The organism is Ruegeria sp. B1 (assembly GCF_056535885.1).
In genome coordinates, this window is the sequence record NZ_JBQFJA010000001.1 from 2473862 (window position 1) to 2500469 (window position 26608).

Annotated in this window: 24 protein-coding genes; 15 read left to right on the forward strand and 9 right to left on the reverse strand. The window is 55.6% G+C overall.

What is annotated here, in order from left to right:
- Positions 1-130: 130 nt before the first annotated feature.
- The 4 genes from ACR3ES_RS12250 to ACR3ES_RS12265 all read left to right on the forward strand — a co-directional run bounded on the left by ACR3ES_RS12250 (position 131) and on the right by ACR3ES_RS12265 (position 2050).
- The gene (locus ACR3ES_RS12250; protein WP_480474227.1) at positions 131-730 is read left to right on the forward strand and encodes a TetR/AcrR family transcriptional regulator; all 600 of its coding nucleotides are present in this window, start codon (positions 131-133) and stop codon (positions 728-730) included.
- 37 nt (positions 731-767) lie between these two features.
- Positions 768-1154: a hypothetical protein gene (locus ACR3ES_RS12255; RefSeq protein WP_170432401.1), complete on the forward strand. Its 387-nt coding sequence runs from the start codon at positions 768-770 to the stop codon at positions 1152-1154.
- Positions 1155-1212: 58 nt separating this feature from the next.
- Positions 1213-1524 carry a Rid family hydrolase gene (locus ACR3ES_RS12260; protein WP_480425404.1) on the forward strand — a complete coding sequence of 104 codons (312 nt, stop codon included), beginning with the start codon at positions 1213-1215 and terminating at the stop codon, positions 1522-1524.
- Positions 1525-1609: 85 nt separating this feature from the next.
- Positions 1610-2050 (forward strand): hypothetical protein, encoded by a 441-nt coding sequence (locus tag ACR3ES_RS12265; RefSeq protein WP_480425406.1) that lies wholly within the window; start codon positions 1610-1612, stop codon positions 2048-2050.
- Positions 2051-2327: 277 nt separating this feature from the next.
- Here the strand turns inward: ACR3ES_RS12265 and ACR3ES_RS12270 are convergent, their stop codons facing one another.
- Complete coding sequence (locus ACR3ES_RS12270) at positions 2328-2657, reverse strand: LysR substrate-binding domain-containing protein (protein ID WP_480493358.1); 330 nt, start codon at positions 2655-2657, stop codon at positions 2328-2330.
- Between the two features lie 389 nt (positions 2658-3046).
- On the opposite strand from ACR3ES_RS12270, the gene ACR3ES_RS12275 reads away from it, so the two are divergent.
- The 3 genes from ACR3ES_RS12275 (at position 3047) to ACR3ES_RS12285 (ending at position 9069) form a co-directional block, all read left to right on the forward strand.
- Positions 3047-4180, forward strand: a complete 1134-nt coding sequence (locus ACR3ES_RS12275) for an efflux RND transporter periplasmic adaptor subunit (RefSeq protein ID WP_170434482.1) — start codon at positions 3047-3049, stop codon at positions 4178-4180.
- A 1-nt stretch (position 4181) separates the two neighbouring features.
- Positions 4182-7328 carry an efflux RND transporter permease subunit gene (locus tag ACR3ES_RS12280; RefSeq protein ID WP_170434481.1) on the forward strand — a complete coding sequence of 1049 codons (3147 nt, stop codon included), beginning with the start codon at positions 4182-4184 and terminating at the stop codon, positions 7326-7328.
- 124 nt (positions 7329-7452) lie between these two features.
- On the forward strand, positions 7453-9069 hold the full coding sequence (locus ACR3ES_RS12285) for an FAD-dependent oxidoreductase (RefSeq protein WP_170434478.1): 1617 nt from the start codon (positions 7453-7455) through the stop codon (positions 9067-9069).
- A gap of 181 nt (positions 9070-9250) precedes the next feature.
- On the opposite strand, the gene ACR3ES_RS12290 is transcribed toward ACR3ES_RS12285, so the two are convergent.
- The 6 genes from ACR3ES_RS12290 to ACR3ES_RS12315 form a co-directional block, all read right to left on the reverse strand.
- Positions 9251-11200: an adenylate/guanylate cyclase domain-containing protein gene (locus tag ACR3ES_RS12290; RefSeq protein WP_480425408.1), complete on the reverse strand. Its 1950-nt coding sequence runs from the start codon at positions 11198-11200 to the stop codon at positions 9251-9253.
- 889 nt (positions 11201-12089) lie between these two features.
- On the reverse strand, positions 12090-12815 hold the full coding sequence (nanR, locus tag ACR3ES_RS12295; protein WP_170434476.1) for a transcriptional regulator NanR: 726 nt from the start codon (positions 12813-12815) through the stop codon (positions 12090-12092).
- Between the two features lie 77 nt (positions 12816-12892).
- The gene (locus ACR3ES_RS12300; protein ID WP_170434474.1) at positions 12893-14167 is read right to left on the reverse strand and encodes a TRAP transporter large permease; all 1275 of its coding nucleotides are present in this window, start codon (positions 14165-14167) and stop codon (positions 12893-12895) included.
- A complete protein-coding gene (locus ACR3ES_RS12305) occupies positions 14164-14661 on the reverse strand; it encodes a TRAP transporter small permease (RefSeq protein WP_170434472.1) in 498 nt (165 codons plus the stop codon). Before ACR3ES_RS12305 ends, ACR3ES_RS12300 begins: the two co-directional genes overlap by 4 nt.
- Positions 14662-14737: 76 nt before the next feature.
- Positions 14738-15715: a TRAP transporter substrate-binding protein gene (locus ACR3ES_RS12310; protein ID WP_170434470.1), complete on the reverse strand. Its 978-nt coding sequence runs from the start codon at positions 15713-15715 to the stop codon at positions 14738-14740.
- 54 nt (positions 15716-15769) lie between these two features.
- Entirely contained in the window at positions 15770-16600 is an 831-nt protein-coding gene (locus tag ACR3ES_RS12315; protein ID WP_170434468.1) for a phosphogluconate dehydrogenase C-terminal domain-containing protein, read from the reverse strand.
- 116 nt (positions 16601-16716) lie between these two features.
- Between ACR3ES_RS12315 and ACR3ES_RS12320 the strand changes: the two genes are divergently transcribed.
- Both ACR3ES_RS12320 and ACR3ES_RS12325 read left to right on the forward strand, forming a co-directional pair.
- Positions 16717-18096 carry a four-carbon acid sugar kinase family protein gene (locus ACR3ES_RS12320; RefSeq protein ID WP_170434466.1) on the forward strand — a complete coding sequence of 460 codons (1380 nt, stop codon included), beginning with the start codon at positions 16717-16719 and terminating at the stop codon, positions 18094-18096.
- Complete coding sequence (locus tag ACR3ES_RS12325) at positions 18093-19364, forward strand: ribulose-bisphosphate carboxylase large subunit family protein (RefSeq protein ID WP_170434464.1); 1272 nt, start codon at positions 18093-18095, stop codon at positions 19362-19364. Before ACR3ES_RS12320 ends, ACR3ES_RS12325 begins: the two co-directional genes overlap by 4 nt.
- A gap of 486 nt (positions 19365-19850) precedes the next feature.
- Here ACR3ES_RS12325 and ACR3ES_RS12330 read toward each other — a convergent pair whose 3' ends face one another.
- Positions 19851-20270, reverse strand: a complete 420-nt coding sequence (locus ACR3ES_RS12330; protein ID WP_170434462.1) for a cupin domain-containing protein — start codon at positions 20268-20270, stop codon at positions 19851-19853.
- 83 nt (positions 20271-20353) lie between these two features.
- Here ACR3ES_RS12330 and ACR3ES_RS12335 point away from each other — a divergent pair, with 83 nt between their 5' ends.
- Entirely contained in the window at positions 20354-21772 is a 1419-nt protein-coding gene (locus tag ACR3ES_RS12335; protein ID WP_170434460.1) for a protein adenylyltransferase SelO, read from the forward strand.
- A 46-nt stretch (positions 21773-21818) separates the two neighbouring features.
- On the opposite strand, the gene ACR3ES_RS12340 is transcribed toward ACR3ES_RS12335, so the two are convergent.
- Complete coding sequence (locus ACR3ES_RS12340) at positions 21819-22262, reverse strand: hypothetical protein (RefSeq protein WP_170434458.1); 444 nt, start codon at positions 22260-22262, stop codon at positions 21819-21821.
- A gap of 293 nt (positions 22263-22555) precedes the next feature.
- On the opposite strand from ACR3ES_RS12340, the gene ACR3ES_RS12345 reads away from it, so the two are divergent.
- The 5 genes from ACR3ES_RS12345 (at position 22556) to ACR3ES_RS12365 (ending at position 26596) form a co-directional block, all read left to right on the forward strand.
- Positions 22556-23260, forward strand: coding sequence for an endonuclease/exonuclease/phosphatase family protein (locus tag ACR3ES_RS12345; RefSeq protein ID WP_170434456.1), 705 nt, complete (start codon positions 22556-22558; stop codon positions 23258-23260).
- Between the two features lie 85 nt (positions 23261-23345).
- The gene (locus tag ACR3ES_RS12350; protein WP_170434454.1) at positions 23346-23759 is read left to right on the forward strand and encodes a ferric uptake regulation protein; all 414 of its coding nucleotides are present in this window, start codon (positions 23346-23348) and stop codon (positions 23757-23759) included.
- A gap of 136 nt (positions 23760-23895) precedes the next feature.
- A complete protein-coding gene (locus ACR3ES_RS12355) occupies positions 23896-24780 on the forward strand; it encodes a DMT family transporter (RefSeq protein WP_170434452.1) in 885 nt (294 codons plus the stop codon).
- 137 nt (positions 24781-24917) lie between these two features.
- Positions 24918-26195, forward strand: a complete 1278-nt coding sequence (gene eno / locus ACR3ES_RS12360) for a phosphopyruvate hydratase (protein ID WP_170434450.1) — start codon at positions 24918-24920, stop codon at positions 26193-26195.
- Between the two features lie 74 nt (positions 26196-26269).
- Positions 26270-26596, forward strand: a complete 327-nt coding sequence (locus ACR3ES_RS12365) for a hypothetical protein (RefSeq protein WP_170434448.1) — start codon at positions 26270-26272, stop codon at positions 26594-26596.
- Positions 26597-26608: the final 12 nt, after the last annotated feature.

Consider the following 26608-nt stretch of genomic DNA (forward strand, 5'->3'; position numbering starts at 1 on the left):
GAATTGATTTATAATGACCGTTTGGTCATTAAAGTGGATGCGACAAAAATGACCATCCGGTCATAATAGTTCTGTATCTATGGTGGGCACGAAAGAAAGCAGCAGGGGTTGCGGGTGAATGCCCAAGGTTGTGGACAAAGTGAAAATGCGAGGTGAAATCCTCGATGCGGCCCTGAAGGTTTTTGTTGAAAAGGGCTATCATGCGTCATCGATGAGCGATGTTGCACACGCTGCCAGCTTGGCCAAAGGTACACTCTACATTTATTTCAACAGCAAGGACGCGATGACGAAGGCGATTGTCGATCGCCATTTTGCAATGCTGGAAGACCGGATCAAAAAAGGTCAGACTTGCGAGACGCTTGATGCCTTTCTCGATGAGCTCAACCGAACGATGGATATCCCAACCGAGCAGGCTTCATTTCTTCGTGTCTTCTTCGAGGTGTTCGGTCCAAGTTTTGCATCGGAGGATTTCTCGCAGCATGTGGCCCGGTTTTTTGATCGTCTGGGCGCCCACTACGCCAACCAGATCTCACATCTTCAAAAACGAAAGCAGGTTGCAGAGCACTATGACGCCGCCTCGATAGGCCGCGCGCTGGCCAGCATGATGGATGGAGTAGTTTTGCATATGAGTTTGTTTGACATAGCACGGCGGCGGCACAAGCGTTTGGTCCGCGAGGCAATTTCAATGCTAGGGGCCGGGTTGCGGCCAGCATCGGCCTCAAACGACTGACCCGCCTTTGCCACGTTTCACATAGCGGAGATATCACTTGAACATTTGGGTTTTCATCGTTGCCTGCATTACGCTGGCCGCCTTTCTGGCTCATGTTGTCATCGGTACAAAAGAGACTGCCACACTCGCCCCACCCAGATCGGAGACGCAACGCAACACCAATTGGGTCCAGGCCATGTGCGCCTTTCAGATGCTGTCTGTCGATCTTCTGGTGGTTGCGGCGGCGCTGTTCGGCATCGCCGTCCTGAACCTTGGTCCGTTGGAGCGTCCGGCAATCTTGCTTTTTGGATTGCTGTTCTTTTTGTGGGGCGTGGTTTGGGTCATCCAGATGAAGGTCCTGCGCAAAACTACAGTCAGCCTGTGGCGACTGCCACACTGGCTTGTCTGGTTCGTTTGTTCAGCACTTCTTTTGCTTGGCAGCTAGAGCCCTGATGTACTGCGATAACACCATTAGAAACACAATGCATCTGAAAGGGTAGACAATGCCGAAACCTGTTGTTCCGGAAAGCCTCAAAAGCTACGTAACGGACTGGATGATGTCACCGGGGCTCGAACACGGCGGCTTCGTCTTCATGACCGGTTTCTCAGGTGCTGATTCGGACGGCTTACTGGCTGATGACCCAACCGACCAGATTGAGGCGGTCTTTGAGAAGATCGGGATGGTGCTGGCCGAAGCCGGACTGAGCTTCGAACATCTGGTGGAGATGACCAGCTACCACGTTGGTCTGCGTGACCATCTGAATGCGTTCAAAGACATACGGGCGAAATATGTGTCGGAACCATTCCCTGCATAGACAGCGATCGAAGTCGCGGGTTCTGTACGGGAAGGCGCTTGCATCGAGATCAGATGTATGGCGCGCAGGAACTGACGAGGCACGCATGAGGATTGTCACTTTACAGAACGACTATCCCGTAAGCACGTCAAGATTGTGGGCGTTGGCCATCGACTATGCGACGCTGAGCGAAGTTATGGAAGGATTGGTCTCGTTTGAGGGATTGCCAGCCGGGCGCACCAAAACAGGGCAGAGGTTGAAAGTGATGGTGTCGCTCTTCGGCAAACTCCCTGCGCAACCCTATCGCATAGAGGTGTTGGAATGCGACAATCAGCGTATGATCCTTCGATCATCCGAACGAGGTGCTGGTGTGAAGATATGGCTGCACTGTCTTACGGTTATGGAGATCGAGACCGGCATCCGATTGCAAGACCGCATAGAGATTGATGCCGGTATGCTGACACCTGTGTTCGCACTCTGGGCCCGATACCTTTATCGTGCACGGCACAAACCGCGGCTCAGATTGCTCCAGAGAGGGTGGTACTGAACGGTCCAAAAGAGAACCACTTATTTTCAATGAGTTTTCTGCCAAACTGTTGTTGCCGAAGTGTTTCGGTTCCCAACATCAGCCGCCGCTTTTCAGGTCAGCCATGTGGGCAACTTCAGGCAGGCAACAAGTCTACTAATGTACACGCCTGCGAGTCGAACCCCTACGATCGGTCAGCACGCCCACGAGAACTCTTAAATAGCGCTGTTCCCGACAGTAACAGAGTGCTACTTTAATGGCGGCGAGTGGTCTTCTTCACCGTTCTCTTCTCAACAGTCTATTTTAGTTCCAAGACTCGGGCTTGGTCGGCATGATCTTTGACCGCATTTCTTAGTGCTTCGACATTGGATGACAATTTTCCTTTCGGCCAAGCCAGCATTGTTCGCAACACATTGCTTCCTTCTGGCAGATGCATTACCCGCAGTCTATGAGCCGACGGAAAGGTATCAATGACGCTGTGCGGAACCAGCGCGGCACCCGTCCCAGCCAATACGCAGCCTAACATGGCATGATACGAACCCATTTGGATTGTGCGCTCTGGAACATCCTTTTGTTGCGCAAACCATTGCTCAAGAAGCTTACGATGCCGGCGTCCATGCTCAAACATCAATACTGTTCGAGGGTAGCCATTCTTGCCTTCAATCGGTGCGTGTGAATCCGACGTCACCAGGGCTCGCGTTTAGGCGCGCCGAACTAGGCAACCAGACAGCCTCCACATTCGTTGTTTTGCTCGTTGTGCTTGGCATTGTTGATTCTTGCTAATGGCACCTCTTAGAATTTGACGAAGGCTGGAGTATCGGTTTGAATTATACTCAAGACCAAAACGCAAAGATGCTGAAAAATTGTGCAGCCTGACGAGTTTACCTGCGACCTGCCACCGTTTTCTGTTACAATGCCAAATGTCCCGATTGATGGTATTGGACATTGAGCTAGCTAGCGTTGTTCAAATCTATCTACCCCGGTTGTGCCTATAAGTGGACTTAAGTCTTGAGGGACATGGAATTGCGAAACAGCCTTCATCTAGTTGTCGTAACGCTCGTGATCTGTGCAGCCACTAGTCTTTTTGCACAGCAAGGCCCGCCGCTCGTCACTGTTGCCAAGCCAGTGGTCAAATCCATTGTGGAGGACGACGAGTTTGTCGGTCGTTTTGGCGCTGCGGCAGATGTTGATATCCGTGCTCGGGTTTCTGGGTTCCTGGACGAAGTGTATTTTCGGGATGGAAGTCTCGTCGAAGAAGGGCAGTTGCTGTTTACGATCGACCAAAGACAGTTCCGCACAGCGTTGCGACAAGCAAGAGCGCAAATCAACATTGCCGAGGCCACAAGCGAGTTCACGTCAGACCAACTGGAGCGAGCTGAAGCCCTTGTCAGAAACGGCAACATTGCCGAAAGCGTCGTCGACCAGCGTCGGGAGGCTTTCCTGGCCGCACAAGGCGCACTCGAACAGGCCAGAGCCGCGCTTGAACTTGCCGAGCTGGATTTAGAGTATTCCGAAATCCGCGCTCCTATGTCCGGACGTATAGACCAAGCAAGGATTGATCCAGGGAACCTTGTCACTGCTCAAGACACGATGATGACCTCCATTGTCTCAACGGATCCGATCTATTTTTACTTCGACATCGATGAAAGGTATTTTCTGGCATATGCCCGCGACGCACGAGCGCGCGGCTCGGTCTTGCAAGAAGGCGCGGCCAGCCTCGAAGTGCGCGTCAGAGTGGCCGATAGATCAATTCCACCTCAAGTCGGGACACTTGATTTTTCTGAAAACCGTATAGACGACGAAACCGGCACCATGCGTGTCCGCGCGGTTCTTGACAATCCTGATGAACTCTTGACTCCCGGCTTGTTCGGGCGTGTCAACGTGCCCGGATCGCTTCCCTATGAGGGGATATTGATCCCTGATGCCGCAATAGCGTCTGATCAAAACCGTCGGCTGGTGATGACCGTAGACTCAGACGGAAACGTTACGCCAAAGCAAATCAGACCTGGGCCAAGAATTGATGGCTACCGCGTTGTACGAGAGGGATTGGATGGCACGGAAACGATTGTCGTCGAGGGTTTGGTGCGGGCTCGACCTGGTAGCGTTGTCACGACAGAGATGGTCGAACTCCCACTGATTGCAGAAAACTAATATGGGACGTTTCTTTGTCTCCCGTCCCATATTTGCAATAGTGGTCGCAATCGTCACAACTATTGTTGGGCTGATCGCGTACTTCGAACTGCCCGTGGAGCAATACCCAGAAATCGCGCCCCCATCCATCGTCGTGCGTGCCAACTATCCCGGAGCAGACGCTGAGACTATCGCTGCGACGGTAGCCACACCGCTTGAGCAAGAGATTAACGGCGTGGAGGGTATGCTCTACATGTCGTCCTATTCCACAGCCGATGGATCAATGTCGCTGACAATCACATTCGAGCTGGGGACCAATTTGGACGCGGCGCAGGTCCTGGTTCAGAACCGCGTCGCAACTGCGGAACCACGGCTCCCGCAAGAAGTCAGAGCATTGGGGGTTACAACCAACAAGTCCTCACCTGACCTCATGATGGTTATACATATGCTGTCGCCGGATGAGACGTTTGATCAGCTCTACGTGTCCAACTACGCCCGTTCGCGCGTACGTGACCAACTTGTCCGGCTTGATGGTGTTGGCGACCTCATCATTTTCGGCGAACGCGAGTTCTCGGCGCGCGTTTGGCTGGACCCTGATCGGATCGGTTCTCTCGGCCTGACGTCAGGAGATGTCATCGACGCGTTGCGTGAACAGAATGTTCAAGTCTCGGGCGGATTGCTTGGATCACCGCCAAACGAAACTGACAGCGCATTTCAAGTCACGCTCACAACGCAAGGTCGGCTGGAGAGCCCGCGCGAATTTGGACGGGTTATTGTCAAGTCAACCGACGATGGGCGCGTTGTTCGGGTTCGAGACGTAGCGAGAGTGGAAATCGGCGCGCGATCCTATGTGACAAACTCGTACCTCAACAATAAACCGGCCGTCGCGCTTGGAATTTTTCAGCGACCAGGGTCGAATGCACTGGCGTCGGCAGACGAGATACTGACCGTTGTCGAAGAATTGTCCCAAGACTTCCCACCAGGGCTTGAATATCAAGTGGTCTATAACCCGACTGAGTTTATCGAAGCGTCGGTCAATGCGGTTTATCGCACTTTGTTCGAAGCGGTCTTACTTGTCGTTATCGTCATCATCGTTTTCCTGCAAAGCTGGCGAACGGCGATCATCCCTCTGCTGGCGATTCCGGTATCACTGATAGGAACCTTCGCAGTGATGCTCGCTCTTGGTTATTCGTTGAACCTGTTGACGCTTTTCGGCCTGATCCTCGCGATCGGTATCGTTGTCGACGACGCCATCGTGGTCGTGGAAAACGTTGAGCGAAACATCAAAAACGGGATGCCCCCAAGGCAGGCTTCGGCGCGCACAATGGACGAAGTGCAAAACGCGATCATTGGAACCACATTGGTTTTGATCGCTGTCTTTGTCCCGGCTGCGCTGGTTCCTGGCATCACCGGTCAGTTCTATCGGCAGTTTGCTGTGACGATTTCGGTAGCAACGGTGATATCAACAATCAACTCGCTAAGCCTATCGCCGGCGATGGCCGCAGTCATTCTCAAGTCAAAATCCACCTCGCCATCCGGAAATCCCTTAAGGCTCGTTACCGACCCACTGGCAGACGGGTTTAACAAAGGTTTTGATGCGATGGCCTCCGCTTATGGTCGTGCGGTGCGCGGTTTGGTGGGTTCCGCTGGCATGCGCGGGTTGGCCGTCTTAACGTTTGCCGGTTTGATTGGCACCACGTACTGGATCACCACCAAAGTGCCGACCGGTTTTATCCCAGAAGCCGACCAGGGTTATGCCATTGTGGTGGTGCAATTGCCGGACGGCGCCGCATTGGACCGCACCGATGATATTGTCAGACAAGCGACCGAGATCGCATTACAAACGCCCGGCGTTACGAATGCCGTCGCGTTCGCCGGGTTTTCAGGGGCGACCTTTACCAACGCCAGCAATCAGGCCGTGATATTCACCACGTTTGAGAGTTTTGAAAGCCGTCAGCAAAGCGGTCTTACCGCCGACGCAATCATTGGCCAACTCTTTGGTCGTATGCAGTCTTTGCGCGAAGCGTTCATCATTGCCATCGCGCCACCGGCTGTTCGCGGGGTAGGAACCGGCGGCGGCTTCAAGCTGCAATTGCAGGAGTTGGAAAGTTCCGACATGTCGCGCGTGCTTGGGTCTGCTTACGCAATAATGGGCAGCGCAAGTCAATCAGACAAAGTTCAAGGCGTCTTTACTACCTTTTCGTCGGGATCGCCCCAACTCTACCTAGAGATAGACCGCGTTCGCGCTCAAATGCTGAATGTGCCTATTGGTGAGATATTTGAAGCGTTGTCTATCAATTTGGGCTCAGCTTATGTGAACGACTTCAACGCCTTCGGCCGCCTTTTCCAGGTTCGGGCGCAAGCGGATGAGCAATTCCGTTTGAATCGTGAAGACGTCAGAAGTCTGCGCGTGCGCTCTGTCACAGGCGACCTTGTCCCATTGGGCACATTGGTCACGGTCAGAGAGACTGCGGGGCCGGCCTTGGTGCAGCGCTACAACCAACAGGTATCTGTCCCTGTTCAAGGATCTCCCACTCCGGGAACATCGACGGGACAAGCCCTGATGGAAATGGAAGCCCTTGCCGAGGTAGTCATGCCTCCCGGGCTCGACTACGAATGGACCGAGTTGGCGTTGCAGGAACGGAACCAAGGAAACACCGCCGCTTATATTTTCGCTTTCTCTGTTCTGTTTGCTTTTCTGTTTCTCGCCGCGCTTTACGAAAGCTGGGTTTTGCCATTGGTCATCATTCTTGTGGTCCCCCTCTCCGTGCTTGGGGCGATGCTGGGTGTCATGATGCGCGGGATGGACAACAATATACTTACACAAGTGGGTTTGATTGTTCTGGTCGGTCTTGCCGCGAAGAATGCAATCCTGATAGTCGAGTTTGCCAAACAGGCACAGGAAGATCGCGGACTGTCAGCCATCGATGCTGCGGTGGAAGCCAGTCAACTGCGTTTGCGACCGATCCTGATGACCGCATTTGCTTTCATTCTGGGCGTTTTACCGCTGATGATAGCGGTCGGACCAGGATCGGAAATGAGACAAGCACTTGGAACAACGGTTTTCTTCGGAATGTCAGGTGTTACGCTGCTCGGACTCTTTTTCACACCAGTGTTTTATGTGGCGTTGCGGACAGTCTTTCCCGGAACGGCTAAAGTGACTGAGTAGCAGTTGCAGGTACTCGCGCGATAACTCGCAGGCTGTCAATCGCAGGGAAGGTGGAGAAAGAGGTGAATTTCTCGACCTGTCCCCTACATCCTAATTCGGTTTCAATCCTTGGGGGACGTTTCACGTGGAAAGTTTAGCCGCCAATCTTCGCGAAATGGCCCGAACGCCTTTGCATCAAAGTCATGTCGAGCTCCTGAAATCTATTGGTTCGGAAGTAAACTATGAGTCCGGCGAAATGATTGCCGAAGTTGGGGATCCAATGGACCAGTTTGTCTACATTTTAGAAGGTCGTGCCGAAGTTATTGATCCCCAGACGCGTGAAGCGTACCTGCCGTTTTCATTGGGGCCAACGCAGTTTCTCGGTGAAATAGCGTTTCTTAGCGGCGGGGTTTATTCTTTGCCGATGCGAGCTCGGGAAAAAACGCGCGCTATTTCGGTCCCCCGGAGGGAAATGCTGGAAGCAATGTCTCGCGTGCCCGAAATGTCCGACATAATTATCAGCGTCTTTTCGGCTCGCAGAAGGCGTCAAATTGAGGACAACGATAGTTCACTAAAGCTTATCGGCGCCGATTTGAGCCGTGATATTCGACAAATTGAAGAATTCGCAACCCGAAACAAAATACCATTCCAGACGATGGACATTGGTTCAGAGGATGCCAACACACTCGCAAAAGACTGCTGCTTCGAAGCCCTTCGACCAGCTGTGGTTTTCGGTGACGATCTTGTAATCGACAATCCCACACCCGCGAAAATCGCCAAACTCCTGGGGCTCGAGCAGTCTTTCGAGTGCCAGGAGGTAATTGACGTCTTGATTGTCGGTGGGGGGCCGGCTGGTGTCGCCGCTGCGGTTTATGCCGGTGCCGAAGGGCTGTCTGCGGTTGTTGTCGAGGATATAGCGATAGGGGGACAGGCCGGAACATCTAGTCGAATTGAAAACTATATGGGATTTCCGACAGGTATCTCAGGCGCTGATTTGGCTTGGCGCGGCGAAGTGCAAGCAATGAAGTTTGGCACCCGTTTTGTTCGTCCAAAACGCGCCACACACATGCAGACTGAGACGGATGGTCTGTTTTGTGTGACTTTGGACGACGGTCAAAAACTGCGCGCACGCTCAGTTGTTGTCGCATCCGGTGTTCAATACCGACGTCTTCCCTTGGATAGGCTCAAGGAGTTTGAAGGCTTAGGAATTTACTATGCGGCCACCGAAATGGAGGCGCGATTTTGCAAAGGGACCGAGGTGGTGGTGGTTGGCGGCGGCAACTCTGCTGGTCAGGCTGCGATGTATCTTTCACGCTCCGCAAAACATGTTCACGTGCTTGTACGTGGCGAAAGCCTTGCCGCTTCGATGTCAGACTATCTGTTGTCGAGGCTTGAGGCTGATCCTTCAATTACCATTCACTACAAGTCCGAATTGAAAGCCCTTAGCGGTGACGAAACCATGTCCAGCGTCGTTATAGACCGCGATGGATTGGATTGGCAACTCGACTGCAATTCGGCTTTCATTATGGTCGGGGCGGCTCCAAATACTGAGTGGATTTCTAAAAACTGCCAACTTGATGCGCGTGGGTTCGTGAAAACAGGGACCGAAGTAGGTGCAGCTTCTTCCTTCGCAACTTCTTGTCCCGGCCTCTTCGCAGTAGGCGACGTGCGCGCCGGATCTGTCAAACGTGTTGCATCCGCGGTTGGTGAAGGGTCTGTGGTAATCTCTCAGGTTTGGGAGCACTTGCAGAGTCAACGTTGATTGGTCGCTCGGATAGTGCGCACCTTTGAAGGAGACCATGAGCAGACGTTCGACTGGATAATGTCATTCGCCAAACAAACGCTAGCTCCACGAGGATCAATGGTCAAAAGTTTGCAACAGATTCAGTATCATACCGGCTTAGGATTCCGAGCTCCAAGCACCTAGACTTGATCTGATGTATTCAGTTAGTTTTGTTGGTTCTTGTAATGGCACGCCAGCCCTCCGATGGGGGACTGTCCACTAAGCTCTGGGCACGGGCCATCATTGCGACTGAGGCGGGATCCCCGTTTCGCGCCTGATCTGCGGCCTTGAATGCAGCAACTGCCTGCTCGAATCGCGCAGCCCGATAGTGTGCAAGGCCTTGTTCATAAAGCTTGATCCAAGCAAGAGATCCGAAGAACCCATCCTGCATGGCAATCAGTTCATACACCACCAGTTCTTCGTTGCGCCCAAACACGGCAAGCGTATCGAGTTCACGGACCACTATCGACTCGCCAGCCTGACGTCTCGTCTCCGGTCCGGTCAGGATCAGCGTGCCATAGTCTTTATTTGCACCTTCCAATCGGCTGGCAACGTTCACGACATCGCCCATCGCGGTGTAATTCAACCGCTCTTTTGAACCGATATTTCCTACCAGAGCATCGCCACTGTTCAAACCGATCCTTACGCTCAAAGGATTGCCAGCCTCATCTTCAATTCCGGATGCCTCCACGGCGTTGACAAGGTCCAAGGCTGCACGGCAGGCATTTACGGCGTGGTTGGTATCTTTGCGCGGCGCTCCCCAAAACGCCATCACAGCGTCACCAATGAATTTATCGATTGTCCCCCCGTTTTGAATGATGGCCGCGGAGGCCGCGCTGAAGAAGGGTTCCATCAATTGGACGATTTTGGGCCCGAGTTTTTCAGACATCCCTGTGAAACCCGTGACATCGCAAAACAGCACCGAAATCTGCTTCATGTCTCCACCCGGCTGCGTCTTGATGCCCTCGGCAACCAGCATGCGGACCAGATCGGTGGGCACGTACTTTCGGAATGCTGAAAGACCTGCAGCCATGCTTGCGGTTGCGGCAGAGAGATTTTCAAGCTCAGACAACTTGGAAGGCCTACGCGAAATCTGTTCGACGTCAAAGCGCTCAATTTTGCCAAGGTCTTCGGCGATGCGCGCCAATGGATTGGCCACAACTCTACGGATTAGCCAAATCGCCAATCCGGTTGCAACAACCACTACAACAATCAAAACGTAAATCAGGTTAATCAGCGTTTCATCAATGCCCGAAAGAAAAGCCGATTCAGGTATGACAGTGGCAACCCGCCAGCCGTAAAACCCCAGTGGTGTAAGCGCCACCGCATAAGGCACACCGTCGATGACGACACGTTTCGTCAACGTACCTGGGGCATTTGTTTGGGGGTCAGCCAACAGCTTCTCGCCTGAAATCTTAGCGACTTCATATAGCTCGCCTTCGCCCATGCGCGCAGGAGTAACCTCATCTGCTTCAGCATCGGGTACTGCAATAACTTTTCCATCAGCGTTCAGAATAAATGCCGCGCCGAACTCGCCGGGTGCGAGCGTGGCAAGAAAGCGAGATAACCGATCCGTTTCGATCGCAACGGCCAGAACTCCTTGCCGCTTTCGGTTGACGTCTATTGGACCGGCAAAGGCGTAAATGGTTTTGTCACTATCCGGAAGGTCGCGCGCCTCAATCCAGCCAGCGGAGTTGAGGCCTACAAAGTTTTCAAACCAGGCATGTTCACGAGGATCATAAGACGTTTCCGTAAATGTTCGCTCTTCGAACTGGATATCACCTGGAATGAAGATGTAGCGGTCTTTCCGCAGCATTCGGTCCCGGATATCCTCGTCGATTTCAATCATCTCGAGCCCGCTGTCACCCAAGCGATGTGACGCGAAAAAGTTTCCATCGGGCCAGCCGAAGAAAATCCATGAGATATTCGGCTGCGCCTGCAATTGTGATAGAAAAACAAACTCTCGCTTATCGGCCTGTCGCGTTGCGATAACGTTCTGCACAAAGATAGTGCGAACAGCTGCCCAGGCTGCTTCGGCCGACCTGAGGGTCACGCCCACCTCGATGCGGACGGTATTTGCAATCTGGCCATTAATTTCGGCTGCAAGCATACGACTATTGTCCCGTGCTGTTGTCCACCAAAGGGAGTGGACGATAAACGTCGACACCCCGATGGACACAGCCAACAAAATTGACACAGCGATGCCCACGCTAAATCGCACCTAAATCTCCGATAGCAAAATCATGTACTTCAGTATTGAATTGAGACTGCTAGGAGAGCAAAGCTTTCTTAGATCAAATCCCGAAACCTCACGAATCTGTTAGGTGCAAATTAAGGAATTGTCGGAGCGGAAACCTTAACACTGTCTGCTGTATTTGACGTCCGAAGTTTTTCCAAATGCTTCGTAAAAAGTTAAGTGACGGCCCATACCGGTCAGTCGACTGAGTACCTGGATGTTGCAATCGCAGCCCGCATTCGCTGCAAACGCTCGATTTCGGCGTTAGTCGAGATTTAGATCGCGGACAAAGCTGACTTTTGCCGCGCGGCTTTTGCGAATGCAGAAATTGTTATCGAATGCGGCGCGGGAAATGCGGCGACGCAACTGATTTCTGCAGACCGGTCTTTCAATTTCACAAACCCGGCTGACTACAGACCCACGATTCAGTTCGGTCGAATTCTGCATTCGGTAGCGGATCGAACCGACTTTTATGGTCGCCGCTTTCGCTTACGCAGAAAGTCATAACTCCTGCGGCACCCCCATCATTTCGGCGTAGCATCCGAAACACGCGCTTGCCATCGACACAGGGCTTGCCGCGGTCTTCTACGCGGTTGGTCGAGGTGTATCCTATGCCGTCCAACTTGAGCCTGCCAAGATGGCTTACGGGGCAGGCGCCCAATCAAGCAAGATAACAATGTGAGCGCTCTATCGATACCGTAGGCCTCTGAAGTAGACCAGATCAGAACTTGAGTTCTAACAGCAGAACTCATTTTGATGCCTGCTACTTGGGCACATAGAGAGGGTCAGACCGACCAAGGTGATCGCCCATTAGGGTTACAGCGCCAGACACATCATGAAGTTCAAGCAGGTCCACTATCCTGTCATGCTCCAAAAGGGTTGTATTCTCGCGACCTGCCCAATGCAGAACGGGTTTGTAATACTCTGACAGCCACGAGAGCATCGCCTGCGTTACAGCCTGGATAAGGGGGTTTCCAGTCATCCTCGCGATTGCCACATGGAAATCGATGTCCGCCTCGATGAAAGCGCGGTCCTGACCAAGTTTACTACGTTGCGCTTCAACAAGCCTACGCAGTTCGGCTATGTCTTGGGCGGCGCAGGTTTGAGCGGTGATCTGTACGGATCCAGCTTCAAGGATCTTTCGAAACTGTTTTAGATTGTCGATGTTCGAAGGCTCGGTGGACAGCAAAAGTTTCGCAAAATCGTCCACCTGATCGAAAGCAATTCCCGGCGTCAGTTTGTTGACCCTGCTGCGTTCACCGTGGGAAATCGAGATTACCCCTTTGCTCGCCAGGGATTGTAGCGCCTCCCGCACCGCCGGACGGCCCACCCCGAACTTTTCCATCAAAGCACGCTCTGATGGCATCGTATCGCCGGGGGACAACTCACCGGAGCGGATCATCGCCCAGAGCCGCTCAAAGACCTGATCAGATAGTTTCTTACGGACGATTGGTGCGTCAGCGCTTGGGGCATTCGTCTCTGCCGTCATATCTGGATGTCTCTTGTTTCAACCTCTCAAGAGCATTGCACATGTATGATGAGTTGACCACCCGACAACCGCAGCGGTCACTGCACGACATCTCTCAGGAAAAGCGAGATTTGCGGTACGTATGTGATAATCATCAAGGCGGTGATCATCGTCAGCACCGGGATCACAAGCGTTTTGAACATGCGTTGAACCGGGATGTTGGCGACCTGTGCCGCTGCGAAAAGATTCACACCGAGCGGCGGAGTGAACATACCCAAGGCGAGGTTTACCACGATCACGATGCCAAAGTGGACCGGATCAATACCAAAGGCGACGGCAACGGGTGTCAGGATCGGAGCCAGGACAAGGATCGCCGCCGAGGTTTCTATGAACATGCCAATGAAGAACAAAAGCGCATTGATTGCCAAGAGGAAGGTCCACGCATGATCGAACGTGCCCTGGGCCCACCCGCCGACTGCGCTTGGCATGCCTGATAGGCTGATTAGAAAGCTGAACAGCGATGCCGCTGCGATGATCAGCATGACGGCCCCGGATGAGATCGCCGCACTCATGAAAAGCTCAGGCAGATCTCTGAGCTTCATTTCCTTGTAAACGATCAAACCCAGAAAGAGGGCATACATCACCGCAACGGCCGCGGCTTCGGTGGGTGTAAAGACGCCGCCATAAATGCCCCCCAGGATGATCACCGGCATCATAAGGGCCCAAAACGCGCTGACAAAGGATCGGAAAATCGACTTCTTATCGTCTCCGTCTTGTTTGCCCAGCCCGTTCACGCGGCACCAGATTTGCACCATGATGATCAGCGCGGTGGCAATCAGCAGGCCGGGACCAACACCCGCAATGAACAGTTGCGTGATTGAGGTTTGGGTGGATACAGCGAACAGGATCAATGGTACCGACGGCGGGATGATCACCCCCAACTCAGATGATGACGCCTGAATGGAGGCCGCCATGTTGACGGGATAGCCATGTCTGATCATTGCCGGGATCAGGATCGAACCGATGGCGAACGTCGTCGCAACTGAGGAACCGGAAATGGCAGCAAAGACCATACAGGCCACCACACAGCTGCTGGCAAGCCCGCCTTGCGTTCCGCCGACGATGGATTTGGCGAAATCGACCAGCCGATGTGACACGCCACCCTTGGTCATCAGGTTCCCCGCCAGGATGAAGAACGGCACAGCCATCAGCGGAAAGCTATCGAGGCCCGTAAACATTTTCTGCGGAACCACCAGCAGCGGCAGGTTCGAGAAGAAAACGATCCCGAAGATTGAGGCGAGCGCGATAGAGACCGCAACTGGAATCGTAATGGCAAAAAAGAAGATCAGAGAGAGGGCAAGTGCGCCGTTCATTCCGGCGCCTCAGCTGTCTTCAGATGAATCCGTTCGGCGTCAACATGTGCAAGGAATAGACCCGGAAGGGCCAAGACCGCACCAATGGGGATTGCCATGTAGAACCAGGCGACCGAGACGTTCAGCATTGCAACTTGCTGGGTCAACACACGCAAAGTCATCTTGTAGCCGAACCAGATGAGAATGCAGAGGAACAAGGCAATGGCCGCGGTCACGATCCGGATAATCCAGATTTGCTTGTCTCTTGGCAGTAGAGTTCGCAGAACATCAATCGGGATCATCTTCCCGCTGCGGATGGCCGGGCCTATGACAAGAAACACACCCCAAACGATCACGGCACGCGCCAGAACCTCAGACCAGACAGCGGCGTCATTCAGGATGAAACGCGTCAGAACCTGGTAGAATACGAGAACAACCGCGACTGCCAACAGGATCGCCGCGAGGCTTTGGGTGATCCGGATAATGATGTCCGAAAGTCCGATCAGTAGTTTCATGTGCCCTCCCTCAGGATCGGGGCACCACCCAGAACGCCGGGTGGCACCCCCACTGCTCGTCTTTGTCAGGGGCAGATTACTGAGCGGCCTGGATTTGTGCGATAAGATCCGCCACGCCCATTTGTTCCGCAAATTGATCGTAAGCAGGCTGCACAGCTGCGGCAAAGGCTGCGGTGTCGACTTCCTCGATCACTTCCATGCCGTTCTTGCGCAGAAGTTCAACACCGTTTGCTTCATTCTCTGCGACGGTGGCGCGGGTTGCAGCCGCAGCAGCTTGGGCAGCCTCCACAAACCAGCCCTGTTGTTCCTCGGTTAGGCCATTCCACCGCGACGCCGACATCACGACGACCGCAGGGGAATAGACGTGCTGCGTGAGCGTCACATGGTCTTGGATTTCCCACATGTTGTTCGCTACAAGAACGGGGATGGGGTTCTCTTGTCCGTCAATGGTTCCCTGTGCCAATGAGGTCAGAACCTCAGTCCAGCTCATTGGGGTTGGAGCGGCCCCTGCTGCCTCGAAGGCGGCGATATGCACCGCGTTTTCCATTGTACGCAGTTTCAGCCCCTCTAGGTCCGCTGGGCCGTTGATCGGGCGGATGCTGTTGGTGACATTGCGAAATCCGTTTTCGCCCCAGGCCAATCCCACCAGATCATGCTCCTGAAACTTATCCAAAAGGCCTTGGCCGATGGGACCGTCCAGCACTTCATGGGCGGCGTCATAACTTGTGAACAGAAACGGGAAATCCAGCGCATAGACATCGGGCACGAAGTTGCCGATCGGACCGGTGGACGAAATCGCAAGATCCACGGTGCCGATTTGCAGACCTTCAATCACGTCGCGTTCGCCGCCCAGGGCACCGGCAGGACGCAGGTTGATCGTAATCGTGCCGCCGGACAGGTCGGCCATGGTATCTGCAAAAGCCTTGCCACCATCACCGTAATGGGATTCGAGTGGTGGCGTGAAAGCCAGATTGAATTCCTGTGCCATAGCGACCCCGCCGATCATACTGACAATCGCGGTTGCACCCGCTAGGGCCTTGTTGAACATACGCATTTGGTTTCCTCCCTTTTGCGTTTTCAGATCGGGTTCAGACCCGAGTAGATTGGTTCAGGTGATCCGGTCGACGCTGGCCGCGATTTCATCGTCATCGAAACATCGCAGCCAGTCGTCTTTCATCAAGACCGGAATTCCAAACTCGATTGCTTTGTTGGCGGCGTCTGAAAACACGCCTTTGTGCTGGTCAAACATGACCGCACCCATGATGTTCATATGGCCCAACAGAAAATCGCGGGCGCAGTCATAGGGCACGCCCTTTTTAACCACCTCATCCATGGCCATGCGCAGCACCTTCATCAACGAGCCGTTAACGGTCTCGGACAGACCTGGCTCCAGCAGAGCAAACTGTTTCAAAGTGACCCGATGCGACCGAACGACCGGTGCATAGATGGCCTTTCCGACGCGCTCTCCCAGCGCGTAGTCCTCTTCCGGGCCTTGCACCAAGACATTGACGATGCCTTGTTCTGCGGCGATCCCGCCGAAGTAGTCACGCCGACCTTCCGGGGTCGACTCGTCGTTCCAGATCGGTGGGTGGCAGGGGTGAGACATGAAATAGGTCACGTCTTCGCGCACGGGAAGGTGGCCGGCAAACGGCGCCGCACCGTCCAGAACAAAGATCATCGCGCCGGGTTTCACCTTGTCGATGATACCGTCAGAGACCTTGCCAATCAGTGTGTCGGGCACCGCCAGAACGATGATATCGGCACCGTCCAGAGCGACATCGACGTCTACACACTCAACACCAAAGGCGTCGCGCACAGCGGCACGTCCGGCCTCGGACACTTCAACGTGGAGCGTTTCGAATGCGTCGGTCTTGGCAAGGTTTGCGCCAAGGCGCATCCCCATTTTCCCGCCCGCTCCAAACAAAGCGAGTTTTGTCATACGTCTCTCTCCCAGATTCCCGCAGTCGCAGCGAGATTGATTTGACAACTGGTATGATGAGTAACTAAGTATATCACTATGTCAAATGTTTTCTCACCGACTGAGGTCACCGCTCCATGACATCACCGACTCCGTCTTTGCCCGATGGCCTGCTGGTGGCTTGGTACGGGGACGATTTCACGGGCGCCGCCGCAGTGATGGAGGTGCTGACCTTCGCGGGCCTCAATGCGATGCTGTTTCTGGAGCTGCCAACCGATGCCCAGCTGGCCCGCTTTCCCGATCTGAAAGGCATTGGCGTTGCTTCGACGGCACGGGCGCAATCGCCGGACTGGATGGACGCGGAACTGCCCCCCATATTCGCGCGTCTCGCCGCGCTGAAACCCGCCCTGACGCATTACAAAGTCTGTTCCACCTTGGATTCTTCTCCAACGATTGGGTCCATTGGGCGGGCGATTGAAATTGGCGCGGCACAGTTTTCACCTGGCGCCGTTCCGATCCTCATCGCGGCCCCCCAGATGCGCAGATACCAATCCTTTGGTCATTTGTTTGCGGGGTTCGGAGACAGGGTCTACCGGCTCGACCGACATCCCGTCATGTCCCGTCATCCAGTGACCCCGATGCAGGAATCAGATGTCGCACAGCACATCGCCTTGCAATCGGACGTTCTAGATGCGCAGTGCCTCTCTTTGGAGGAGATTTCAACCGGAGCGGCATTGCCTACGCATGCAGTCCGCCCTGACCGCATCTCAGCGATAACGCTTGATTGCATAGATGACGCGTCCGAATTGGCCGTCGGTCAAATGGTGTGGGCGGGCCGTGAGGCCAACCCCTTTGTCGTGGGCTCCCAAGGCATCGAATACGCCCTTATCCGACACTGGCGTGAAGCGGGCCTCATCGCGGATGTGCCGCCGCCGCAATCGGCCGGGCCAGCCGACAAGATGGTGGTCGTGTCTGGATCAGTGTCACCGACCACCGCTGAACAGATCGCGTGGGCCAAGCAACACGGGTTCGCCAACATCGCCTTTGATACCACCTGCGTCTGCGCTATGGAGGCAGATCTTGAGTGCGAAGTCGCCAGGTGCATCGCGGCCAGTCTCGACGCCATGGACCAAGGACTTGATCCTTTGGTGAGCAGTACAGAAGGCCCCGATGATCCGACCGTTGAACGGTTCAGACAGGCCGTCAGCGAGTCGGGACACACGATGACGGGTGCCAACCAGCGGGTTGGCGAAGCGCTGGGGCGCATCCTGCACCAAACACTCGAACGGAGTGGCGCCAGACGAGCCATCGTCTCGGGGGGTGACACCTCCGGCCATGCGACGCGTCAGCTTGGTCTCTTTGCCTTGTCAGCACTCGCCCCAACGATCCCGGGCGCAGCCTTGTTTCAGGCGCATGCCGACGGCGCAATGGATGGGCTGGAATTAGCACTTAAGGGCGGCCAGATGGGCAGCTACGATTACTTCGGCTGGATCCGAAGCGGAGGAGGAACACGATGAACCGGATTACAGCAACTTACGACATCGAATCGCCGGTAGGGGTTGCGCGCGCTGCCGAGGTTCTCGCGGGCGAGCAATCGACCGGGACATTCGCCAGACTGGCTGCCGAGACGGATGAATTGCGCAAGCGGTCGGCTGCGCGGATCGAACGGATCGATATCACGGGCACCTTAACCACGCCCTCTTTGCCATGTCGCATGACCAGTGACACATATGAACGCGGCACCGTGACGATCAGTTGGTCGCTGGACAATTTCGGCACGTCCCTGCCTACGCTCCTATCGACATTGGCCGGAAACCTGTTTGAACTAGCCGAGCTATCTGCGATCCGCCTGATCGACATGCAACTGCCATCTGTCTTTGCCAAAGATCATCCAGGTCCACAATTTGGCGCACAAGGCACCCGCAGTTTCATCGGCGGCCACGAGGGACCCGTGATCGGAACGATAATCAAGCCCAGCGTCGGGTTGAACCCCTCAGAAACAGCCTCTCTGGTCCGGACCCTGGTCGACGCCGGCATCGATTTCATCAAGGATGACGAGTTGCAGGCGAACGGACCACATTGCCCCTTCGCAGAGCGCGTTGCAGCTGTCAGCCGGGTTCTAGACACCCATGCCGACAAGACCGGCAAGCAGGTGATGTATGCTTTCAACATGACCGATGAGATTGATCAGATGTGGCGAAACCTCGAGATTTTGGACGCTCACGGCGGAACCTGTGCAATGGTCTGCATGAACTCAGTGGGACTGACCGGATTGCGCGCGATCCGCGAGCGCAGTTCCATGACAATTCACGGTCATCGCGCGGGTTGGGGCCTCTATTCGCGCTCCCCGGACATCGGGATCAGCTTTCCAGTGATGCAGAAGCTTTGGAGGTTGGCCGGGGCTGACCATCTGCACGTGAATGGGCTCGCGAATAAGTTTACTGAAACAGACGCCATCATTGCGCAATCGGCTACCTCGGTGCAGCAGCCTGTATGCGAGGACGGGCCTGCGCATCTTGCCATGCCTGTCTATTCTTCCGGTCAGACAATCTGGCAAATCGATCCGGCTCGTGGCCTGCTTGGCAATGACGATTTCATCTTCTGCGCAGGAGGCGGGATCATGAGCCACCCGGCGGGTGTCAGTGCAGGTGTCGTCGCCCTGCGCCAAGCTGCCGAAGCTGCCCGCAAAGGGATCAACGTACGCGACTTTGCCAGCCAACATTCAGAACTAAATACGGCTCTCGAAGCATTTGGTCAGCCCGAGATTTCTTTGGAAACAACGTAACTACATCCGTCAGCTTATGGTGTACGTTCCGCTGTGATGATGACTATGGCTTATGAGCGCGGCTAGCCGACTACGGTGGAAGTTCAACACTGAATGCTTTTGGACTCGATCGAATAGTGGTGTGTGCCCGTCGGGCCGAGAGGAAAAAGCCGTTGAGAGTTCAGATCGGGGCGAAAATCCGAGCAAGCAGTTTGCACTAATTTGTTGCCTACTGTCTTCTGAGCCGATCAAACGCTTCCGTGTAGCGCGCACTCCGGCTTCCTGCCATGGTGCTTTCTTCGCTTGATGCAAAGTGTAATAAAGCTGACCTTCAACTAGTCCAGGTCAAAGTCAGCTTTGTCCGCGTTGCCGTCGATCGGTGTCGTCGCCTTCAATGTCCGGTTAGGAGCGAAAACGCTGCGGGTTTGGGCCATGACTGATGGGAGTGCCGCGTTTACCGGATTTAGCAACTCTGCTCATCCGATTATGGGTTCACAACGGTCCACATCAGCCGCGTGGAATGTCAAAACCGGGTGCTGCAAGCTCGAATCCTTCGAACTCAAACCCAGGTGAGACCGCGCAACTGACCAGCGTGTAAGCTCCGGTGCTGCGGGCGGCCTGCCAATGGTCTTTGGGAACGATCAGCTGCGGGGCGCCTCGGGACAGGTCCGGGGTCAACACACGGTCTGTGGCCGGGCCCTGTTCCGTTTCGCTGAGGGACAGAACCAGCGGCGCGCCTGCGTGATACAGCCAGATTTCGGTTGCATCAACCCGGTGCCAGTGGCTGCTTTCCCCTGCTTGCAGCAGGAAATAGATGCAGGTCCCGGTTGCGCGGCCCGGATTGTCGGCGCGCCAGGTTTCCTTGTACCAACCGCCCTCGGGGTGTTGTCGCAGGTTTAGGTGGTTGATAATGTCTTGCGCTGTCACGAGGCCCTCGTCTTTGCGACGATTATGCACGACCCTGCACGTTCTGCTATGGCAATCGTGACCGGGGGTCATATGTTTGCCGCATGACCCTGACGATCCCGTTTGACAACTCTTATGCCCGCCTGCCGGATGCGTTTTTTGCGCGGCAGGCTCCGGTGCCGGTGCGCGCGCCGCAGATGATCGCTTTCAATAACGATCTTGCGCGACTTTTGCAGATATCGCCGGGCGATGTGCAGGAGATGGCCGAGGCCTTTGCCGGTAATACTGTGCCCGAAGGGGCAGAGCCGCTGGCACAGCTATATTCCGGGCATCAATTCGGCCATTACAATCCGCAACTTGGGGATGGGCGCGCAGTTTTGCTTGGGGAGACCATCGGGACCGATGGCGTGCGTCGGGATATTCAGCTGAAAGGGTCGGGGCCAACGCCCTTTTCCCGTCAGGGCGACGGGCGCGCGTGGCTGGGTCCGGTTTTGCGGGAATACGTGGTCTCCGAAGCGATGCATGCGCTGGGTATTCCTACCACCCGCGCGCTGGCAGCGGTCGAGACAGGCGAAGTCGTCCGGCGCGAAGGGCCGATGCCCGGGGCCGTTCTGACACGCGTTGCGCAGAGCCATCTGCGCGTCGGAACGTTTCAGGTCTTTGCCTCGCGCGGGCAATTGGACAGTTTGCGGCGCCTGACAGAGTATGCCATCGCGCGTCACTATCCGCAGGCCGACGGACCAATGGGTCTGCTGAGCGCCGTGCGGGATGCACAGGCGCAGTTGATTGCCGCCTGGATGAGCGTCGGCTTCATTCACGGCGTCATGAACACCGACAATTGCGCGATTTCCGGCGAAACCATCGACTATGGTCCCTGCGCCTTTATGGACAGTTATCACCCCAACACTGTCTACAGTTCGATTGATCGCGCCGGGCGATATGCGTATTCCAATCAGCCGGACATCGCGGTTTGGAACATCGCGCAGCTTGCCACTGCCCTGATCCAGCAGATGGATGACAAAGAAGCGGCTGTCGAGGAAGCGACCGAAATCGTTCATGCCATGCCCGCGTTGCTGCATCAGAATTGGTTGACGCGGTTCCGCTCCAAGATCGGCCTGACGACCGCTCGGGACGGTGATCTGGAGCTGATATCGGACCTGTTGACTCGAATGGCACATAATCAGGCCGATTTCACCAATACGTTTCGCGCGTTGGGCGGAAACAAGGCGCGGGATCAGTTCACCGATCCCACCGCTTTTGACGCCTGGGCCGAGGGCTGGCGGTCGCGGTTGGAGGGGGAAGCCGCGCCGGACCAGGTGATGCAGGCGGTCAACCCGGCGTTTATACCGCGCAATCACAGGATCGAGCAGATGATCGAGGCCGCGGTAAAGGGCGACTACAGGCCGTTTCATCGCCTGAATACGGTACTGGCGCGGCCTTTTGAGGATCAACCGGAGCATGCCGACCTGACCCGCCCGCCATTGGACAGCGAAGTGGTGCAGGCAACGTTCTGCGGTACGTAAATGGTTTGGCCGCCGCCGCGGGCTGTGGTTCTCTGAATTGCTGCCCTCAGCGGTAACAGGTCGTGGTGCCACTGCCATTTTGCATGGGTGCAAATGTCGCGACGCTGGTGCGCCCATCCGAAAGCTCGCCCAGTGCAGCAACCGGTTCCAGAAAGCCCCCTTTTTGAATTCTTTCGGTCTGATAGGACCCGGTTGTCATGTCAGAGCAGATAAAGTCGCCCGAAATACGTCGCGATAGGCTGGCCGAATATTGCCCTGAGCAAACAAAATCCTCTGACTGAAGGCAGAATTCACCGCGAGGCGCGCCGCTGTAGAACCAGGCGACACCCGTGAATGTTGTGCCGTCCGAAAGCTCTCCGGTGATTGTGTTGTAGTTCCCGGAATACTCAACCGTCGAGATGGTGCGATCCGCCTCGGGTTCGACGGCGCACCCGGATAGAACTATGCAAGAGGCAACTACAATGCCCGGTACTACGTAAGTCTTTGTCATCAAGTGATTGCCCTCGTCGCGCACTAAATGGGATTAATCAAGCTATTGATTTAAAGACGTAATGTATCTTGCGTGGTGAGCCAAGCGAAGACGGTGGATTGACGCGATTTTCTTTGCGATCACTATGTAAAAAAGCAGGGCGCGTAGCGACTGAAGGCGTGCTTCGGAGAATGCCACTGACTTGTGCAGTCCCGCGCTATTTTTACGTTTCGAACACCTCCAATCGCCCGGCAGTCTTGTTCTTGGCGCACGGGTCGGGCATGTCTTGTCGGGTAATGTTCTGATGAGCCCGAATGATCCACGTGCCAACTTTGCGCCTTGCCAGTTACAACATCCAGAAATGTGTCGGGTTGGATCTGCGGCGTCAGCCGCAGCGTATCCTGCAAGTGCTGGATAAGATGCGGGCCGAGATCGTGGTGCTGCAGGAGGCGGACAAACGTCTGCCGCCACGACCAGCGGCTTTACCGCATTTCATGCTGGACGAGGCCGGTTGGCAGATTGTCGATCTGGGCGGCGCGGGCAGTCTGGGATGGCACGGGAATGCGGTGATCTGGCGCGGCGATCACATCAAGGTCCGCGAAACCGGGCATCACGAGTTGCCGGGGCTGGAACCCCGCGGCGCGGTCCGGGTGGAGTTTGACACCCAGATCGGTCCGCTGCGGGTGATGGGGATGCATCTGGGCCTGTTTCCCGCCTCGCGGCGCCGGCAGATCACCCATATCCGCCGGTGCGATTCCGGGCTGGACCAGATGCCCACGGTCTGGGCCGGCGATTTCAATGAATGGTCGCGCCAGCCGGTTCTGGACAACCTGGCCCCCGAAATGCGGTTCTTGCCGCCAGTGCCCAGTTTCCCTGCCGCTCAACCCCTTGGTGCGCTGGACCGAATCGCCCTGGGCGACGGCGTCGAGGCGCTGGATCACGGCGTGCATGAGGATCGTCCGGCACATATCGCTTCGGACCATCTGCCGGTCTGGGCAGATCTGCGGCGCCTGTCCTGAAACCGGCGATCCGCATCCGAATCCCTGTGGTGCTGCGTCCGCAGACATACTAAGACAGAAGTCCATACTGTTCCTGAGGAATGCCATGTCGGACACGATCATCTCGCGGTGCGAAGCCAAGGGGCTGCGCATGACGGGTCAGCGGCGCACTATTGCGCAGGTGCTGGAGCAAAGCGAAGACCACCCGGACGTGGAGGAACTGTATGCCCGCGCTGTCGAAATGGATTCGGGCATTTCAATCGCAACCGTCTATCGCACCGTGAAACTGTTCGAAGAGGCCGGGATTCTGGAACGTCTGGAATTCGGCGACGGGCGCGCGCGCTATGAAGATGCCGAGCGTGATCATCATGATCACCTGATCGACATGCAATCGGGTGAGGTGATCGAATTTGTCGATCCCGAGATCGAAGCGCTGCAGGAAAAAATCGCGGCCAAGCTGGGCTACAAGCTGAAAGGGCACCGGCTGGAGCTGTACGGCGTGCCGCTGGACAAAGACTGATCCATCAGGAACCGCGATTGGCCGCATCACGGCACGTCATCGAAGCTGTCGCAATCGGGCTTGCAGTGTCGGGAAAGATACTATTCTGCTGATTTGAGCGCTTGGATTTATCTGGCCCGTCCCAACGGAACCACGCATGAACAACGTAAACGGCATCCTGCTGCTTGTCGGATCGATGGCAGCTTTTGCAATCGAGGATATGTTTATCAAGCACCTGTCGGCCACTGTGCCGACCGGGCAGATTCTGATTGCGCTGGGCGTATTTTGTGGCCTGTCCTTTGCCGTGCTGTCGGTTGCGACACGCAAACCGATCTTTGACCCGGCCGCGTGGGCAGTCTTGCCGATGGTTCGCGCCGGGTGTGAAGGTCTGGGTGCGGTGCTGTTTGTAACCGCGCTGTCTCTGATCGATCTCTCCACGGTTGCGGCGGTGTTTCAGGCCCTGCCGCTTGCGGTGACCATGGGGGCTGCGCTGTTTCTGGGCGAAAAGGTGGGCTGGCGCCGCTGGAGCGCCATTGGCGTCGGTTTCCTGGGTGTGTTGATGATCATTCGGCCCGGGCTTGATGGATTCCAACCCGAAACTTTTTTGGTCGTCGCGAGTGTCTTTTTAATCGCCGCGCGGGATCTGATCACGCGCAAGCTGGATGCGCGGGTGGCGTCCACTGTCGTTGCGATGCAGGCGTATATCGCGGTTACATTGGCGGGGGCCGTCCTGATGGTCTCGACCGGGCAGTCGTATGCCCCGGTGCAATCGGCTCAGGTCGGGCCGTATCTGGCGGCCGTCATCTTCAGCATGTTGGGGTATTACGGCATCGTGGCGGCAATGCGGGTGGGCGAGGCCTCGGCCATGATGCCGTTCCGGTATACGCGTCTTGTGTTCTCGATGATCGCGGGCGTGCTGATGTTCAACGAACGCCCGGATGCCATGACTCTGGCAGGTGCGACACTGATCATTGGGTCGGGCCTCTATACCTTTGTCCGGGAACGCAGACTGGCGCGCGAGATGGCAGTGGCGGCAACCTGAAGTCTGTTGGCGCAAACATCCATATGGTAGCCCTAAAACCCAGAAAATATGAGTGTTAGCGTTAACGCGGGCGGTTTACATTTTGCCGCGTGATGCTATGAGGCATGCAACCGAACGCATCTTTAGGAACCGGTATCATGAGCACCATCATCGACATCCATGCACGCGAAATTCTGGACAGCCGGGGCAACCCCACGGTCGAGGTGGATGTGATCCTCGAAGACGGCACCATGGGCCGCGCAGCGGTTCCCTCGGGTGCGTCAACAGGTGCCTATGAAGCCGTCGAAAAGCGCGATGGAGACAAGGTCCGGTATCTTGGCAAAGGTGTGCTGGAAGCCGTCGCAGCTGTAAACGGTGAGATTGCCGAAGAACTGGTTGGGTTCGATGCGACCGAACAGGTTGCTATCGATCAGGCGATGATTGAGTTGGACGGCACCGAGAACAAGGGCCGATTGGGTGCCAATGCCATTCTCGGCGTTTCGCTGGCCACCGCCAAGGCTGCGGCGGATTTCACCACGCAGCCCTTGTACCGCTATGTCGGGGGCACGTCGGCCCGTGTGCTGCCGGTGCCGATGATGAACATCATCAATGGCGGTGAGCATGCCGATAACCCGATCGACATTCAGGAATTTATGATCATGCCAGTCTCGGCCGCGAATATCCGCGAAGCCGTGCGCATGGGATCGGAAGTGTTTCACACGTTGAAAAAGGAACTCTCGGCGGCAGGTCTGGCGACCGGTGTCGGGGATGAGGGTGGTTTTGCCCCGAACATCGCCTCCACACGCGAAGCTCTGGATTTCATTCTGAAGTCCATCGAAAAGGCGGGCTACAAACCGGGCGATGAAATCCACCTGGCTTTGGATTGCGCGGCAACCGAATACTACAAGGATGGCAAATACGTTCTGTCGGGCGAGGGCAAAACCCTGACTTCAGAAGAGAACGCAGACTATCTGGCGGCGCTGGTCAACGACTATCCGATCATCTCGATTGAGGACGGCATGTCCGAGGATGACTGGGACGGATGGAAGGCCCTTACCGACGCTATCGGTGGTAAGATACAACTGGTCGGCGACGATCTGTTCGTTACCAACCCGGCGCGCCTTGCGACAGGGATCGAGCGTGGATGCGCCAACTCGATGCTGGTCAAGGTGAACCAGATCGGGTCGCTGACCGAGACGCTGCGTGCCGTCGATATGGCCCACCGCGCGCGGTACACCAACGTGATGTCGCACCGCTCGGGCGAGACCGAAGATGCGACGATTGCGGATCTGGCGGTCGCGACCAACTGCGGTCAGATCAAAACCGGCTCGCTGGCGCGGTCGGACCGGTTGGCCAAGTATAACCAGCTGATCCGTATCGAGGAATCATTGGGCGAGGTTGCGGAATACGCTGGTGCGTCGATTTTGAAGCTGTAACAGAAACCCGGTTGCAAAACCTGAGGCCCGGTTGTCATATGACGCCCGGGCTTTTCTTTTTTTTGAGGTTTTGAATGAGCATTTTTATCCGGACCGTGTGCGCCGTCGCGCTTATGTGGTCCCCAGCGGCTTTGACCGCGCAACCGACTGCTCAGGCTGTCTGTCAAAAAATGCAAGACGAAGGGCGAAATGGGCCATTTTCGCTGGAGGACTGCAAATGCACCTACCAGGTTGCCGATACGGTCCTGGATGACGACATCAAGGCCCTGGTGATCGAGGCCTGGGATACCGGAAACGGCACCTGGGACAGGATCGAGCAACTGCCGAATCCGCGGCGGGTCGAGCGGCAATTGCTCAAGATGGAGCGGGCGATGAAAAAGACCTGCGGTTTGTCGCGATAGCGGCTTTTGCCT